The organism is Allosaccharopolyspora coralli (assembly GCF_009664835.1).
In the GTDB taxonomy this organism is placed as follows: Bacteria; Actinomycetota; Actinomycetes; order Mycobacteriales; family Pseudonocardiaceae; genus Allosaccharopolyspora; species Allosaccharopolyspora coralli.
This window is the reverse complement of record NZ_CP045929.1, coordinates 3,532,300-3,547,958: the sequence shown is the minus strand read 5'-3', so window position 1 is coordinate 3,547,958 and position 15,659 is coordinate 3,532,300. Positions and strand designations below refer to the sequence as shown.

Annotated in this window: 11 protein-coding genes; 8 read left to right on the top strand and 3 right to left on the bottom strand. The window is 71.2% G+C overall.

What is annotated here, in order from left to right; genetic code table 11:
- Positions 1 to 75 precede the first annotated feature (75 nt).
- Genes GIY23_RS16535 through GIY23_RS16525 form a run of 3 tightly spaced genes read right to left on the bottom strand, consistent with a single transcriptional unit; the run spans position 76 to position 4,691 of the window.
- Complete coding sequence (locus GIY23_RS16535; RefSeq protein WP_154077486.1) at positions 76 to 2,319, bottom strand: transglutaminase family protein; 2,244 nt, start codon at positions 2,317 to 2,319, stop codon at positions 76 to 78.
- Positions 2,319 to 3,560, bottom strand: coding sequence for a DUF58 domain-containing protein (locus GIY23_RS16530; RefSeq protein WP_154077485.1), 1,242 nt, complete (start codon positions 3,558 to 3,560; stop codon positions 2,319 to 2,321). The genes GIY23_RS16535 and GIY23_RS16530 overlap by 1 nt, the downstream gene beginning before the upstream one ends.
- Before the next feature lie 3 nt (positions 3,561 to 3,563).
- A complete protein-coding gene (locus GIY23_RS16525) occupies positions 3,564 to 4,691 on the bottom strand; it encodes an AAA family ATPase (protein ID WP_154077484.1) in 1,128 nt (375 codons plus the stop codon).
- Between the two features lie 553 nt (positions 4,692 to 5,244).
- On the opposite strand from GIY23_RS16525, the gene mraZ reads away from it, so the two are divergent.
- The 8 genes from mraZ (at position 5,245) to murD (ending at position 15,621) form a co-directional block, all read left to right on the top strand.
- Positions 5,245 to 5,676 carry a division/cell wall cluster transcriptional repressor MraZ gene (gene mraZ, locus GIY23_RS16520; protein ID WP_154077483.1) on the top strand — a complete coding sequence of 144 codons (432 nt, stop codon included), beginning with the start codon at positions 5,245 to 5,247 and terminating at the stop codon, positions 5,674 to 5,676.
- A 184-nt stretch (positions 5,677 to 5,860) separates the two neighbouring features.
- The gene (gene rsmH, locus GIY23_RS16515; RefSeq protein ID WP_154077482.1) at positions 5,861 to 6,883 is read left to right on the top strand and encodes a 16S rRNA (cytosine(1402)-N(4))-methyltransferase RsmH; all 1,023 of its coding nucleotides are present in this window, start codon (positions 5,861 to 5,863) and stop codon (positions 6,881 to 6,883) included.
- Positions 6,880 to 7,656, top strand: a complete 777-nt coding sequence (locus tag GIY23_RS16510; protein ID WP_154077481.1) for a hypothetical protein — start codon at positions 6,880 to 6,882, stop codon at positions 7,654 to 7,656. The genes rsmH and GIY23_RS16510 overlap by 4 nt, the downstream gene beginning before the upstream one ends.
- Positions 7,656 to 9,509 carry a peptidoglycan D,D-transpeptidase FtsI family protein gene (locus tag GIY23_RS16505; RefSeq protein ID WP_154077480.1) on the top strand — a complete coding sequence of 618 codons (1,854 nt, stop codon included), beginning with the start codon at positions 7,656 to 7,658 and terminating at the stop codon, positions 9,507 to 9,509. Before GIY23_RS16510 ends, GIY23_RS16505 begins: the two co-directional genes overlap by 1 nt.
- A gap of 498 nt (positions 9,510 to 10,007) precedes the next feature.
- Positions 10,008 to 11,606 carry a UDP-N-acetylmuramoyl-L-alanyl-D-glutamate--2,6-diaminopimelate ligase gene (locus GIY23_RS16500; protein ID WP_154077479.1) on the top strand — a complete coding sequence of 533 codons (1,599 nt, stop codon included), beginning with the start codon at positions 10,008 to 10,010 and terminating at the stop codon, positions 11,604 to 11,606.
- A 43-nt stretch (positions 11,607 to 11,649) separates the two neighbouring features.
- Entirely contained in the window at positions 11,650 to 13,122 is a 1,473-nt protein-coding gene (locus tag GIY23_RS16495) for a UDP-N-acetylmuramoyl-tripeptide--D-alanyl-D-alanine ligase (RefSeq protein ID WP_154077478.1), read from the top strand.
- Positions 13,119 to 14,198, top strand: coding sequence for a phospho-N-acetylmuramoyl-pentapeptide-transferase (mraY, locus tag GIY23_RS16490; protein WP_154077477.1), 1,080 nt, complete (start codon positions 13,119 to 13,121; stop codon positions 14,196 to 14,198). Before GIY23_RS16495 ends, mraY begins: the two co-directional genes overlap by 4 nt.
- 28 nt (positions 14,199 to 14,226) lie before the next feature.
- Positions 14,227 to 15,621: a UDP-N-acetylmuramoyl-L-alanine--D-glutamate ligase gene (gene murD / locus GIY23_RS16485; RefSeq protein ID WP_154077476.1), complete on the top strand. Its 1,395-nt coding sequence runs from the start codon at positions 14,227 to 14,229 to the stop codon at positions 15,619 to 15,621.
- Positions 15,622 to 15,659 lie beyond the last annotated feature (38 nt).

The window sequence follows — 15,659 nt, the reverse complement described above, 5'->3', positions numbered from 1 at the left end:
AGACCGGGTGCGGGCCTTTCGGGTCGTGGGACCCCCGATTCCTGAGCTGCCGGGTCCGGGCGTTGCCGGGGCCGGTCAGCCCGTGGTGCCGCTCGGGCGCAGCACCGAGCGGGGCAGCAGCCGCTCGCGCCAGGACAACGGATCGTTGCGCTCGAAACTCGCCAGCACCTTCCCGAGCAGGTCACCGAGGTCGCTGTCGTTCCGGCGGGCCGCCTCCGGGTGCCCGTACCAGTGCTGTTCCACCGCGGTCACCAGCCCACGCAGTGCGTGAGCACCGTCGCTGTCGAGTTCGTGGTCGTGGATGAGCCTGCCCGCCACGGCGCGAGCGGTCTCCGTGGCCGAGGACGTCGTCCCGCGGTCCCACGACTGATCGAGCACCTCGCTCCACGCGGCGGACGCCGATCCCTCCGCCGAGGCCCGCACCCGTCGCCTGCGCCGGAGTTCGCGGAAACCGAGCGGTGCACCGAGCGTGGCCAGGGCCAGAACCAGGGCCGCCAGCGCAGGCCACCATCCGGAACCGCCCGAGGCGCCAGGGCCGGGCGGCGGCACCCCGGACTCGTCCCGGGGGTTCTCCTGCGCTTGGCCGGGTGGTTGCTCACCCGGGGGCACGGTCTCGCCCGGCATCGGCTGCGGTTCGACCGTCGGGTTGAGTTCCCGGTCGAGGTAGTTCGGCAGTGCCGTGCGCCCGTCGTCGAGCGGCGTGGGGTCGAAGGTGGTCCAGCCGACGCCCGGCAAGTGGGCCTCGACCCACGCGTGCGCGTCGTCGGTGGTGATCGTGCGGGTCTCACCCTGGTCGGTGCCCGCGGTGAAACCGACCGCGACGCGGGAGGGGATCCCGACCGCGCGCAGCAGCACCGCCATCGCGGACGCGAACTGTTCGCAGTATCCGCGCTTGCCGCGGAACAGGAAGTCCGCGACGCCGTCGGCCGAGGTCGGCGGCGCGGTCTCGAGCTCGTACCGGAAACCGTTGGCGGGGTCGGTGAACAAGCGGTTCAACGCCACCGCCTTGTCGAACTCGGTCGCCTCGTCCGTCGTGATCCGCCGTGCCAGGTCCGCGACGTCGGGGGTGATACCGCTGGTGTCGAGATAGGCGGGGTCGACCTCGGGCGCCGGCTGGTTCGACCGCAGTTGCGTGGCGGGCGGATCGGGCAGCAGGAACCGTTCGGTGTACGGCCTGCTCGGCTGTCGTTGCTGGGTGAAGATGATCCCGGCCGCCGGGTCGTACCGCCAGTCCTCACCCATCCCGGAGACGTCCAGCGGAACCCCGTAAATGGGCAACCACGGGTCGCGGTACCCGAGCGGCTCGATGGTGACCTCGAGCTCGCGCCCAGCGGGCAGCGGTGAGCCGTTCGGTGCGGGCAGCCTGCCGTCGGCCCCGACCCCCTGGGTGAGTCCCTCGAGATCCCAGCCCCGCTCGGGATCGAACCGGCGCAGCGTCATCGCACGCAGGTACGCCTCCTGCGGCAGCCCGGTGACCCGGAACAGCTCCACGACCCGGTCCCGGTCGAGTTGCCCGCGCAGCGAGGTGAACGGCCGGATTCCCATCCCGTCCGTCGCCTCGCTCGAGGAGTCGCGTGAGCCGGGCAGGCTCCCGTCGGTGCCGACTCCGGTGAACGCGGCCCCGGTGAACAGGGCGAGCGCGGTGGTGGCCGCCCCGATGGCCACGGCGTGCTGCCGCAGCGTGCTGCGGCCGGATTCCGGGCTCCCGGCAGGCGTGGGGTGCCTGCCGCCGACGACGAGCAATCCCGCGAACCCGGCGGCTCCGGCGGCGAACGCCCACCACGGCAGCATCAGGTCCGCCAGTGACGCGGGCAGTGCGTACAGGCAGAGCAGCACCAGCCCCGCCACCGCAGGCGCCCCTGCCGAGACGGCGAGCACGTCGACGAAGACGGTGACGAGCCCCAGTCCGAGAGCCAGCAGCGCCTGCAACGGCGGGTCCGCCGGCACCGGCGGCACGCCGGTGCGGACCACCTCACCGGCTTGGCCGAGCATGCCCAGTACCTCGCCGATCGACGCGGGTCCTGGCAGGACGCCGAGTACCGCTTGCCCGGAGAACAGCGTCACCATGAGCACGGCGATCGCGACCAGCTGGGTGAGTGCGATCAACGGCGAACGCCATCCGGCGGAGCGTGTCACGGCGCCGATCGCGGTGATCGCGGCGACCATGATCAGTGCGGGGAGGAACCACGAGGCGTCGGCGAAGATCGCGCTGAACGCGGTGGACGAGAGCAGCACCGCGGCGGCGACGGCGACGCTCTGTGCCGCCGACCCCCTCGCCGCTGATCCCTCCGCGGCGCCGCCCAGCCGGTTGACGACCATCAGCCCACTCCCGTCGCGCGACCCGCACGGCACAACTCGGCCCACGCGGCCGCCATCGAGCCGGTGCGGCCCTCGACGACGGCGACCGTCCAGCCGGCCGCGCGCAGCCGGTGCGCCGTCGCGGCGGTGTCGTTGTCCTCGCCACCGTCGCTCCACTGCCCGACATCGAGCAGCAGAGCCTGGCTGCGCACCCCCGGCGGCCGGGAACGGGTGAGCTCGTGCACCCCACCCGCGCTCACGGCGCCGAGCACGGCGATCAGCTCACGGCCATGGCCCGGATCGAGGTCGCACGCGAGATCCCGTTGCGTCGCGGGCTGCAATGCGGCCAGCGCGTCCAGCACCTTGTTCTCGTCGTGACCGCCGTCGGAATCGCCGCCGCCGCCCGCGAGCACCGCGCCGTCCGCCGTCACCAGCCGGACCTGCTGACCGTGCTTGTGCAGGTGCGAGCAGATGCTCGCGGTCGCCGAGATCGCCCACTCCAGGCTCGAGGACCGCCCGCTGCCCCGATGTGCCGCAGCCCGCCGGTCCACCAGCACCGTGACGCCGCCGTGCCACGGCCGTTCCTCGACGCGCACCATGAGCTCGTCGCGGTGCGCGGTCGACTTCCAGTGCACCCGCCGCATGTCGTCGCCGTGGCGGTACTCGCGCACCATGACGTCGTCGTCGCCGTGTCCCGCGCGCAGCCGGGTGGATCCGTCCTCGCCGAGCCCGAGCCCCGAACCGGGCGGGAGGTCTCCGAGCGGCACCACGTGCGGGACGGCGACTACCCTGGTCCGCCCGCCGAGTTCCTGCGAGAACTCCGACATACCGAAGGGGTCGCCGATCCGGGTCCACAACGGACCGATCCGGTGCATGCCGCGCAGCGCGGGGCGGATCGTGTACTCCAGGTCCACGCCCTGCCGTCCCGGGAACCGGTCGAGTACGAACCGGGGCCGATCGCCCAGCGCCGGCGGCACCTCGTCCTCCAGGAGCATCCCGCCGAGCGGCAGCCGACCGTAACCGGTGACCCGTACCCGCACCGACGCCTCGGAATCGACCGGAATCCGCGCTGGTGCGACGTCGCGCTGCGCGGCCAGTCCGTGCCGCGTGCGTCCGGCGAGCCACGCGGACACCAGCGGCAGCGCGACCACGAACACGGCGACGCGCAGCAGGTCACGCTCGTCGAGCACCAGCGCGCACACGCCCGCCGCGAAGCCTGCGGCCAGCAGGCAGCGGCCCCGGGTCGTGAGCCCGCCGAGCACGCGTCACCGCCGCGCGTCGGAATCGCGGGCGATGTGCGAGCCGCGCGGGACGGCCACCCGCTGCAGCAGCTGACGCACCAGGTCCGCAGCGGAGCGCCGGGTCGCGTGCGCTTCGCTGGTGAGCACCAGCCGGTGTGCCAGGACGGGCGAGGCGACCGCTTGGACGTCGTCGGGGATCACGAAATCCCGTCCGGCCAACGCGGCCTGGGCGCGTGCGGCGCGCACCAGATGCAGGGTCGCGCGCGGGGAGGCTCCGAGACGCAGCTCGGGGAGCTGTCGGGTCGCCGCGACGAGCTCGATGGCGTACCGGCGTACCTCGGTGGTGGTGTGCACGCGCCGCACCGCCCCGATCAGGGCGCTGACCCGTTGCGCGTCGGCCGCGGGCCGCAGCTGTTCCAGCGGATCGTCGCCAGAGTGCTCGTCGACCATCTCCAGCTCCGCGTTCGGATCCGGGTACCCGAGGGAGACGCGGGTGGTGAACCGATCGCGTTGCGCCTCCGGCAGGGCGTAGGTGCCCTCCATCTCGATCGGATTCTGGGTCGCGATCACCATGAACGGCTTCCGCAGCGGATAGGTCTGCCCGTCGACGGTGACCTGGTCCTCCTCCATGCACTCCAGCAGCGCCGACTGGGTCTTCGGTGACGCGCGGTTGATCTCGTCGCCGACGACGATGTTGGCGAACACCGGACCGGGGCGGAACTCGAACTCCTCGCCCTGCCGGTTGTAGATCGACACGCCCGTGATGTCGCTGGGCAGCAGGTCCGGGGTGAACTGGATGCGGCTCACCGTGCAGTCGATCGAGCGTGCCAGCGCCTTCGCGAGTGAGGTCTTGCCGACGCCCGGTACGTCCTCGACCAGCAGGTGGCCCTCGGCGAGCAACGTGACCAGTGCGATCCGCACGACCTCCGGTTTGCCGACCAGGACCCGTTCCACGTTGGCGGCGATGCGTTGCACGGTGTCGTGCAACGCGCCGATGCTCGGCTGTGCGTGCTCGCCGTCGACCGCGGTGTCCGTCGTGTCAGTCCTGGGCGTCACGCATCCTCCTGTGGTCCTGCGGGACACCCCGCATCCGTCCGTCGCGAAACCGGGATGGATGGTGCCGGTCGCGCGGCTGTCGTCGGGTGCGGACATCCACGCCGGTCGGCGAATCGACCGATGCGGCCAGTATCGGTCATACGCCTTCCGGTGTCGTGCCGATCCGGGCCGTCCTCGGCCTCTCGGCCGTCCCGCCGCGGGCGAGCGCCGCGATCGGCTCTTCAGCCTGCGGTGCAGTGTGTCAAACAACGGTGTGCTTCCGTAGCCGGTCGCGGCTCCCCACGTTCCCCCACGCGTCGGGCTGGAAGGGTCCCCGCTGCCTGACCGGCGCCGCGAGACAGGTTCATCGTGATCGACACGACACGTCGCCGGAGTGTCGGACACCTCGTTCCTCCACCGTCCCCCACGGTCCTCCCCATCGGGATTACCTGGGTAAACGTCGCCATTCGGACGGGTGCGACCCGGGTGATTCGTGTTGACGGTGGAGCGTTGTGGGGTACTGTGGGTGACGGTGGGGCGAAGGGGGTCCCGCTGGGAGCAGTTGCAGTTCGGTCGGCAGTGGCGTGAACAGTCGTGCGGTTGCGGGACGGACCGCGGTGTCGGGTCCGGGGAGAGCCCCGGGCCCGGAGGTCGGGGGGAGGTGGCCCGAGTGTTCCTCGGAACCCACTACCCCAAGTTGGACGACAAAGGGCGATTGACGTTGCCCGCGAAGTTCCGGGAACCGTTGACGGGGGGTCTCATGATCACCAAAGGTCAGGACCACTGTCTCTACGTCTTCCCCCGTGACGAGTTCGAGCAGATGGCGCGGAAGGTCGCCGAGGCGCCGTTCACCAACGAGTCGGTGCGTGCCTACCAGCGCTACCTGTTCGCGGGCACCGACGAGCAGAGCCAGGACTCGCAGGGACGGATCTCGATCGCTTCCGAGTTGCGCCGCTACGCCGGTCTCAGCAAGGACTGCGTGGTCATCGGCGCGATCAATCGGCTCGAGATCTGGAACGCCGAGCGCTGGGAGAGCTACCTCGACGAGAACGAGGAGAACTACGCGCAGGCGCGGGAGGAGGTCCTACCCGGGGTCTTCTGACCCGGAGGGGGAGACGTCCGGGTGCCGTGAGGCCTCGGTCCGCTCGACAGAGCCTGATGCACCTTCCCCGGCATCAGGATGCGGGCGGGCTGGGACCTGACGGGATCCGGCATCACAGCACCACCGGCGGGGCAGTGGGATGCACCGCCGCCACAGGGACACCACGCGGGAGGAGGGGACCGTGATGGGCGGTATCGACCGCGCCTCGTCGCAGGGCGATGACAATTCGCCCCGGCGCGACGACGAGCGCGCTGCGCACGAACGGCACGTCCCCGTGCTGCGTGATCGCACGCTGGACCTGCTCGCGCCCGCGCTGGCCGAGGGCCCCGCCGTCGTCGTGGACACCACGCTCGGCATGGGTGGCCACGCCGAGTCGCTGCTGCAGGCCCACCCCCGGTTGCACCTGGTCGGCCTCGACCGCGACCGGCAGGCGTTGCGGCTGGCCGAGCGGCGGCTGGCGCGCTTCGCCGATCGGACACACCTCGTGCACGCGGTCTACGACGAGCTCGGCGAGGTCCTCCCCGAGCTCGGCATGTCCGCTGTGGACGGAGTGCTCTTCGACCTGGGCGTGTCCTCGCTGCAGCTCGACGAGACCGACCGGGGTTTCGCCTATGCGCACGACGCACCGCTGGACATGCGGATGGACGCGAGCACCGGGCCGACGGCGGCGGACGTGCTCAACACCTACTCGCACGGGGCGCTCGCCAGGGTCCTTCGGGAGTACGGCGAGGAGAAGTTCGCCTCGAAGATCGCCTCCGCTGTGCTGCGCGAGCGGGAGAACGCCCCGTTCGACCGCAGCGAGCGGTTGGTGGAACTGCTGTACCGGGTGGTGCCCGCCGCCACTCGCCGCACCGGTGGACATCCCGCCAAGCGCACCTTCCAGGCGTTGCGCATCGAGGTCAACGGCGAGTTGGAGGTGCTGGGACGCGCGGTCCCGGCAGCGGTCGCGGCGCTGGCCGTCGGCGGCCGTGTCGTCGTGCTCTCGTACCACTCCCTGGAGGACCGGCTGGTCAAGCGGACTCTTGCCGAGGGCGCGTCCTCACGGACTCCAGCGGGGCTGCCGGTGGAACTTCCCGGGCACGGCCCGGAGCTGCGTCTGCTCACCCGGGGCGCCGAGCGCGCCGGTGACGACGAAGCAGCCCAGAACCCGCGCGCCGCCTCGGTGCGGCTGCGGGCAGCGGAGCGCATCAAGGAGGCGGCGGCATGACAGCACCGACCCACACCAGGACAGCCGCCGCACGGCAGGCGACCGAGCGTGAGGCGAAGACGTCCCGCAGCCGGTCCGGTACCGCGACCCGCGCGCCGGAACGCGCCCCGCGTCGCGACGAACGGCGGGAACGCACCGCGGAGCGCAACGCCCCGCAGTCGCGACCACACCGGTCCGCCTCGACGAAGGCGCCGCAGCGGGCGGTCAAGCGCGGCCCGGTGCGGCGCGCTGCCGCAGGCAAAGCGATGCTGCAGTCGAAGGTCGCGCACGCACGGCTGCCGTTCATGGTGACGGTGATGTCGCTGCTGGCGGTCGGACTGATCGCGACGCTGTGGCTGGCGATCGCGGCGGTCAGCGGCTCGTACCAGCTGCAGAACGCCGAAGCGGAGGTCAACGCGTTGCAGGAGCGCAAAGAGACGCTGCTGCGCGATGTGAGCGCACTCGACGCGACGCCTGCGCTGCAGCGTCGCGCGTCCGAGCTCGGCATGGTGCCTGCCCCGGAACCGGCGTACCTGCAGGTCCAGCCGGACGGTTCGGTCGCGGTCGTCGGTGAGCCGGAACCGGCCGAGGCTCCTGCTCCGCCCCCACCGCCCGAGCCTCCCGCGCCGCAGCCGGGCGAGGTTCCCCCCGTCCAGCCGGGACAGGACCCGAACGCACGCGCACCCGAGCAGCAGCCGCCCGCCGAGCAGCCGCCTGCTGACCAGCAGCCTGCTCCGGAGCAGGACGACCCGCAGCGTCTCGCCGCACCCGCTCCGGCGGTGGACGCTCCCTGATGGCACGCGGCGGGGGGAAACGGGTCACGAGGCGGACGGCCCGCACGAACGTCGCCGGGAGTAGCCGACGCCTGGTGGTGGGCCGGCTGATCCTGGTGCTCGCGCTCGTGGCCGCAGGCGCCCAGTTGGTGCGAGTGCAGGGGTTCCAGGCCAGCGCGTTGTCGCAGGAGTCGGAGAAGCAGCGGCTCACGAAGGAGGCGATTCCGGCCGAACGCGGGGAGATCACCGACCGGAGCGGGAACGTCCTGGCGTTCAGCAGCGAGTCCCGGCAGCTGTATACGAACCCGATCTCGTTGCGCGAAGACCAGAACGAAGCGCACCGCCAGGACCCGTCGAAGCCGAACGCGGACCAGTACAAGCGCGAGATCGCGCGCTACATCCATCAGGTCGTGGGTCCGAAGCTGCCGGAGAAGGAGGTCCTCGACGCGCTGTTCTCGCAGAAGAGGTTCACCTACTTCGGTCCGGTGATCGACCCCGGTGCCGCCCGGCTCATCACCGAGAAGTACCCGCACGTCGGCGCGGAATACCGGGCGACGCGCGAGTACCCGGCAGGCGAGGTCGGGGCCAACGTCGTCGGTGCCGCGAAGTGGCGGATGGACGAGGAGAAGGTCAAGGGGCTCATCGGTATGGAGAGCTCGCTGGACAAGCTGCTCGCGGGGCGCGACGGCGCGAAGGTGTCGGACACCGCCGCAGGCAGCCCGGTCGTCATTCCCGGCACCGAGCGGGAGCTGGAGCCGGCGACGCCCGGTTCGGACCTGGAACTGACGATCGACTCCGACCTGCAGTACACAGTGCAGAACAAGCTGGCGGACTACGTCGCCAAGGCGGGAGCCCGTGGCGGCAGCGCGGTCGTTCTCGATTCACACACCGGCGAGGTGTACGCGCTCGCCAACGACACGAGCTTCAACCCGGCGAACAGCGACACGTGGACGAACAAGGCGCTCGGCAACGCGGCGGTGACGAACCCGTTCGAGCCCGGTTCGGTGCACAAGGTGGTCACGGCGGCCGGTGCGATCGAGGACGGGCTCGTGCGTCCGGACTCGGTGTTGCAGGTGCCGGGTCAGATCAAGGTGGCCGACCGCGTCGTCGGGGACGCTTGGTCGCACGGCACGATCCCGTTGACGTTCACCGGCGTGCTGGGCAAGTCGTCGAACGTGGGCACCTTGATGACCGCGCAACGGCTGGGTGAGGACCGGTTCGCCGACCTGATGCACAAGTTCGGCGTCGGTCAGCAGACCGGGATCGGGCTGCCCGGCGAGTCCTCCGGCTACGTGCCGCCGAAGGAGGACTGGTCCGGTTCGACGTTCGCGAACCTGCCGATCGGGCAGGGCCTGTCGATGACCGTGCTGCAGATGGCCGGGATGTATCAGGCGATCGCCAACGACGGTGTGCGCGTGCCGCCGAGGATCATCGCGGCGGAAACCGGCCCGGACGGTCAGCGGGAGGAGCGACCGCAACCGGAGGGCGTGCGGGTGGTCTCGGAGCGGACCGCGGACACCGTCAAGGACATGTTGCGTTCCGTGGTGCAGGACGTCCCGCAGCAGGAAGGCACCGGCTCCGACGCTGCGCTGGAAGGCTTCCAGGTCTCGGGGAAGACGGGGACCGCGCAGCAGATCGACCCGTCGTGCAACTGCTACAGCCAGTCGAACTACTGGATCACGTTCGCCGGGATCGTTCCCGCGGACGATCCACGGTTCGTGGTTGGGCTGATGCTGGACGCACCGCAGTCCGGCACTCCGGAGGGCTCGTCGGCGGCACCGCTGTTCCACGACGTCGCCTCCTACCTGACCCAGCGGTACCAGCTGCCGTTGTCGAAGGAGCCGGCTCCCGAGCAGATCCTTCAGATCCGATGAGTTCTCAGAGCGCATTGGGGAACTTGGGGAGGTGGTCCGGTACCGCCGCCCCAGTTCGCGCCTCGCGGCGTCGGTGTCCTCTTGAGTACCAGGCGTACGTGGCGAGGACCCCTGCCTTGCGAGGCACGAACTCCGAACGCCGGAGCCCCTCACCCTGCGGAGGCGCCAGTTCCACAATGCGCTCTCAGTGTGAGCGGGGGTGGGTCCTTCCGCGGCGGAACCTCACATCGCGGCTGGTCACCGCAGTGTGCCCGACTGCAGCTCTCGATCCGCGCAACCGCTGAGCTCGTTCGCTCGTCGCACCGCTGGAGGCCCGGCATCGAACATGATCTCGGCCACAGCATCGATGGTCGCGCCGGAACGCACCGCGGTGTCGGCACGAACGACGCGGACCGCGCGCGGCCGCCGCAGCGGGTACTGCTCCGGTGGTCAGGTCCGCAGGGTTCGTCACCGGAGGCCGGGATCACACGTTCGATGATCGCGACACCGACCGTGAGGATGCCCCCGAAGGCGGTACCGGTAGCCTCTGTCGACGTGCCATCAGCGGTCGCTACTGCCCCGCCTCGACCGTCTCGGGTCGAGCCGGTGGCTCTCGAGGAACTCGCCGGGACCATCGGCGCGCGCATCCGTCGCGCCGCAGGTCACCGCGCCGCGCCCACGGTGTCCGGTGCGACGTTGCGGGCGCAGCACGTCCGAGCGGGGGACCTGTTCGCCGCGCTGCCGGGGACGCGGGTGCACGGAGCCGACTTCGCGGCCGAGGCGATCGAAGCGGGCGCGGTGGCGGTTCTCACCGACGAGGCCGGCGTCGAACGGGTCGACCTCGCCGACCATCCCCGGGTCCGGGACGGTGCGGTCGCGCTGCTCATCCACGAGGACCCCCGCAGCGTGCTCGGGCCCGCGTCCTCGCGGATCTACGGTGACCCGTCGCAGCGGCTGTCGATCCTGGGAATCACCGGCACCTCGGGCAAGACGACGACGGCGTACCTGGTGGAGTCGGGTCTGCGCGAGGCGGGCCACACCACAGGCATGGTCGGCACCGTCGAGACGCGCATCGCAGGTGAGCGGCTGGAGAGCGCGTTCACCACGCCCGAGGCTCCCGACCTGCAGGCCCTGTTCGCCGTCATGCTCGAAGGCGGCGTCACCCACGTCGCGATGGAGGTCTCCAGCCACGCGCTCGCCCTCGGGCGCGCGGCGGGCACCCGTTTCGCGGTCGGCGGGTTCACCAACCTCTCGCAGGACCACCTGGACTTCCACAAGGACCTCGACGACTACTTCGGCGCGAAGGCGCTGCTGTTCGACGGTCGCTCGGAGCGCGAAGTCGTGTGCGTCGACGGTGAATGGGGTCGGCGGCTGGTCAAGCCGGAGACCGAGACGGTCTCGACGATCGGCGAGGCGAGCTGGACGGTGAGTGCCGTGGCGCCGCTGCCGACCGGCGAACAGACGTTCACCGTGCACGGACCGGAGTCGTCGAGCTTCGACGTACGGCTGCGGTTGCCCGGGCCGTTCAACGTGGCGAACGCGTTGCTGGCCGCGGGGATGCTGCGCGCGGTCGACGTTCCGGTGGAGGCGATCGAGCGTGGACTCGCCGAAGTGGACGTTCCGGGGCGCATGGAGCGTGTCGCACTCGGGCAGGACTTCGCCGCTGTGGTGGACTACTCGCACAAGCCCGGTGCGGTGGCCGCGGTGCTCGACGCGGCGCGGGCACAGGTGTCCGGGAAGGTGATCGTCGTGCTCGGGTGCGGCGGCGACCGAGACACGCTGAAGCGCCCGCTGATGGGCGAGGCCGCGGCGCAACGCGCGGACCTGCTCGTCGTCACCGACGACAACCCGCGCAGCGAGGATCCCGCCGAGATCCGCGCCGCGATGCTCGGCGGTGCACTGGCACTACGGCCGGAGGAACGCGGCGAGGTGGTCGAGATCGGCGACCGGAGACAGGCCATCGACGAGGCCGTCCGGCACGCCGAGTCGGGCGACATCGTCGTGGTGGCGGGCAAAGGACACGAGACCGGTCAGGACGTGGGCGGCGTTGTGCATCCCTTCTCCGACCGGGACGAATTGGCTCGGGCCGTCCGCGAACGAGAGGAAGACGCTCGGTGACCAGCGCTGTGAACGAGTGCCGTCCGGGGCAACAGGAGGCGACGTGATCCGGTTGAGCCTGGCCGAGATCGCCGACGCGGTCGGCGGAAGCCTGCATCGCTGCGGCGGCGACGAAGTGGTGACCGGCGGAGTCGAGTTCGACTCCCGGAAGCTGACCGCGGGCGGACTGTTCGTCGCCGTGCCGGGCGAGCGGGTCGACGGACACGACTTCGCCGCGAGTGCGGTCGCCGACGGTGCGGTCGGAGTGCTCGCCGCGCGCGAGGTCGACGCCCCCGCCGTGATCGTGCCGCCCGCGCCCGACTCGGACCGGTCGCGCGTGATGGCGCTGGCGGGGGACACCGACGGCTCCGGTGCCGCGGTGCTGCACGCGCTCGGCAGGCTCGCTCGCCACGTCGTCGACCGACTGGAGCGACTGACGGTCGTCGGAGTCACCGGTTCGTCCGGGAAGACGTCCACGAAGGATCTGATCGCGCAGGTCCTCACCCCGTCCGGTCCGACGGTCGCACCGCCCGGCTCGTTCAACAACGAACTCGGCCACCCGTGGACGGTGCTGCGCGCCGACGAGGACACCCGCCATCTGGTGCTGGAACTCTCCGCGCGGGGGGTCGGCAACATCGCCGCCCTCTGCGAGGTCGCGCCGCCGCGCATCGGAGCGGTGCTCAACGTCGGCAGCGCGCACATGTCCGAGTTCGGTTCGCAGGAGATGATCGCGCAGACCAAGGGCGAACTCGTCGAAGCGCTTCCCGCGGACGGGGTGGCCGTGCTCAACGGCGACGATCCGCTGGTCGCGGCGATGGCCGAGCGGACATCGGCGCGGGTCGTGCTCGTCGGCCAGGCGCCGTCGGCGGACGTGCGGGCCGAGGACGTCACGCTCGACGACCAGGCGCGTCCACGGTTCACGCTGGTCACCCCCGAAGGCTCGGCGCAGGTGACGCTCCCGCTGCACGGCGAGCACCACATCGGCAACGCGTTGACCGCCGCGGCGATCGCCCGCGAGGTCGGCGTCGACACCCGCGAGGTCGCCGCCCGGCTGGACGCGGTGCAGCGTGTGTCGTCGCGACGCATGGAGGTCACCGAGACCGCCGACGGTGTCACCGTCGTCAACGACGCGTTCAACGCGAACCCCGAGTCGATGCGCGCGGCACTCAAGACTTTGGCCTCGATGACGCGGGAGACGCCCGGTCGCGGCTGGGCGGTGCTGGGACTGATGGGTGAACTCGGCGAGGACACCGTGCGGGCGCACGACGAGCTCGGACGCCTGGCGGTGCGACTGAACATCGACCGTCTGGTGGTCGTCGGCGAGCAGGCGCGGGCGATGCACCAGGGAGCCGTGATGGAAGGCTCGTGGGGAGAGGAGTCGGTCCTGGTTCCCGATGTCGACGCGGCCGTCGCGCTGCTGCGCGCCGAACTGCGCCCGGGTGACGTGGTGCTGACCAAGGCATCGAAGGCGGCGGCCCTGTGGCGGGTCGCCGAGGACCTCCTGGCGGCCGACGCCGGTGGGGAGGAGCAGGCGTGAAGAGCATCCTGGTCGCGGCGGCCGTCGCCCTGGTCGTCTCCATCCTGTTCACGCCGTACCTGATCCGGGTCTTCTCCCGGCAAGGATTCGGCCAGGAGATCCGCGAGGAGGTGCAGGGCGCGCACTCGGCCAAGCGCGGCACGCCGACGATGGGCGGCGTGGCGATCCTCGTCGCGATGTGGGCGGGCTACCTGGTCACGCACCTGACGGTCAGCGACGAGCTGCCGTCGGCGTCCGCGCTGCTGGTGCTCGGTCTGACGACTGCGCTGGGCATCGTCGGGTTCCTCGACGACTTCATCAAGATCCGTAAGCAACGCAACCTGGGGCTGAACAAGACCGCGAAGACGGTCGGTCAGGTCGTGGCGGCGGTGCTGTTCGCGATCCTGGCGATCCAGTTCCCGGACCAGAACGGCATCACTCCCGCTTCGGAGAACCTGTCGTTCATCCGCGACATCACCGTGGTCTCGTTCGGCGCCGTCGGGTTCGTGCTGTTCGCGTTCCTGGCGATCAGCGGCTGGTCGAACGCGGTGAACTTCACCGACGGCATGGACGGTCTCGCCGCGGGGTCGGCGGCGATGGTGCTGGCCAGCTATGTGCTCATCGCGTTCTGGCAGTTCCGCTACGCCTGCTCGGACATCGTGGGTGGTCCCGGGCCCGCGTGTTATCAGGTGCGTGATCCGCTGGATTTGGCGATCGTGGCGGCTGCGGCGATGGCGGCGTGTGTCGGGTTCCTGTGGTGGAACGCGGCGCCGGCGAAGATCTTCATGGGCGACACGGGTTCGCTGGCCATCGGTGGCCTGCTGGCGGGCCTGTCGATGACGACCCGCACCGAGCTGCTCATGATCATCATCGGTGGCTTGTTCGTGGTCGAGGCGTTGTCGGTGGTGCTGCAGATCGTGGTGTTCCGTTCCACGCGGCGACGCTTGTTCCGGATGGCCCCGTTCCATCACCACTTCGAGCTCGCGGGCTGGGCGGAAACCACGGTCATCATCCGGTTCTGGATCCTCGCCGGGATCAGCTGCATGTTCGGGATCGGTCTGTTCTACGCCGACTGGCTCGCCCTCGGCGGTTCGTGACGCGGACGTGACGAGAGGGGCGCAGGCGATGACGCGACGGGTTCTGGTGACGGGCGCCGGGGTTTCCGGCCGGTCCGCGGCGGAAGCACTCGTCGAGGCGGGCGCGTCGGTCACCGTGACCGACGGCTCCGAGCAGCGGCTCGCCGAGCTCGAGGCGCTGCGCTCGCGCGGCGTCGAGCTCGTGCCCGGCCTCACGGTTCCGCCCGAGGGCATCGACCTGGTCGTGACGAGCCCCGGGTGGCGCCCCGACGCACCGCTGCTCGCCGCCGCCTACGCGGCGGGCATCGAGGTGATCGGGGAGGTCGAGCTCGCGTGGCGACTCGACCAGGACTCCGGTTCCCCTGCGACGTGGCTGGCGGTCACCGGCACCAACGGCAAGACGACGACCGTGACGATGCTGGAGTCGGTCCTGCGCGCGGGCGGTCTCGACGCCGTGGCGTGCGGCAACGTCGGGCTTCCGGTCGTGGACGCGGTCCGGGCCGGGCACGCCGTTCTCGCGGTGGAGTTGTCGAGTTTCCAGCTGCACTGGTCGGACTCGCTGGCCCCGGCCGCGTCGGTGGTGCTCAACGTCGCCGATGACCATCTCGACTGGCACGGGTCGGCGGAGGCCTACGGCGCGGCGAAGGGCAAGGTCTACGCGGCGAGTTCGGTGGCGGTGTTCAACGCCGACGACGCGAGCTCGACCCGGCTGGCGGCCGCGTCCCGCGCGCGTCGTGTCGGCGTCACGTTGGACCCTCCGCCCGAAGGCCACCTCGGCGTCCTCGACGGTGTCCTCGTCGACCGTGCCTTCTCACCGGAGACGACGGCGTTGCTGCCGGAGCCGGACGTGCGCCCGGCCGGGCCGCACAACGTCGCGAACGCGTTGGCCGCCGCCGCTCTCGCCCGGGCCGTCGGCGTCAGCGCCGAGTCGGTGGCGCAGGGTCTCCGCGAGTTCGAGCCCGGCGCCCATCGGTCGGTGCAGGTGGCCGAGTCCGGCGGCGTGCGTTACGTCAACGACTCCAAGGCCACCAACCCGCACGCGGCCGACGCGGCGCTTCGCGCGCACCGGCGGGTGGTCTGGATCGCCGGGGGACTGCTCAAAGGTGCCGACGTCGACTGGCTCGTGGAAGGAAACGCCGACCGGCTCGACGCGGTGGTGCTCCTCGGCCGCGACCGGGATCGGTTCGTCTCCGCCCTCGCTCGACACGCCCCGCAGGTGCCCGTTCGTGAGGTCGATTCGGGGGACGATGGCGGCATGGTCGAAGCCGTCCGCCTGGCGCGGGACCTCGCGTCTTCCGGTGCCACCGTGCTCCTCGCACCCGCGGCCGCGTCGATGGACATGTTCACCGACTACGCGCACCGGGGAACCGCGTTCGTCGAGGCCGTGACCGCGGAGGTCGCGGCGTCCTCCGCGGCAGCGGATCCGCGCGTTCAGGGCAGGTGAGGACGGTGGCGTCCGGCACGCGTACGCGAACGAGTCGC

What these genes read in the sequence shown, in the direction of transcription:
- GIY23_RS16505 (WP_154077480.1), top strand. Translation starts at nt 7,656, where the DNA reads ATGGCACGCGGCGGGGGGAAACGGGTCACGAGGCGGACGGCCCGCACG.
- GIY23_RS16525 (WP_154077484.1), bottom strand. Translation starts at nt 4,691, where the DNA reads ATGTCCGCACCCGACGACAGCCGCGCGACCGGCACCATCCATCCCGGT.
- GIY23_RS16500 (WP_154077479.1), top strand. Translation starts at nt 10,008, where the DNA reads ATGCCCCCGAAGGCGGTACCGGTAGCCTCTGTCGACGTGCCATCAGCG.
- GIY23_RS16510 (WP_154077481.1), top strand. Translation starts at nt 6,880, where the DNA reads ATGACAGCACCGACCCACACCAGGACAGCCGCCGCACGGCAGGCGACC.
- GIY23_RS16535 (WP_154077486.1), bottom strand. Translation starts at nt 2,319, where the DNA reads ATGGTCGTCAACCGGCTGGGCGGCGCCGCGGAGGGATCAGCGGCGAGG.
- rsmH (WP_154077482.1), top strand. Translation starts at nt 5,861, where the DNA reads ATGGGCGGTATCGACCGCGCCTCGTCGCAGGGCGATGACAATTCGCCC.
- murD (WP_154077476.1), top strand. Translation starts at nt 14,227, where the DNA reads ATGACGCGACGGGTTCTGGTGACGGGCGCCGGGGTTTCCGGCCGGTCC.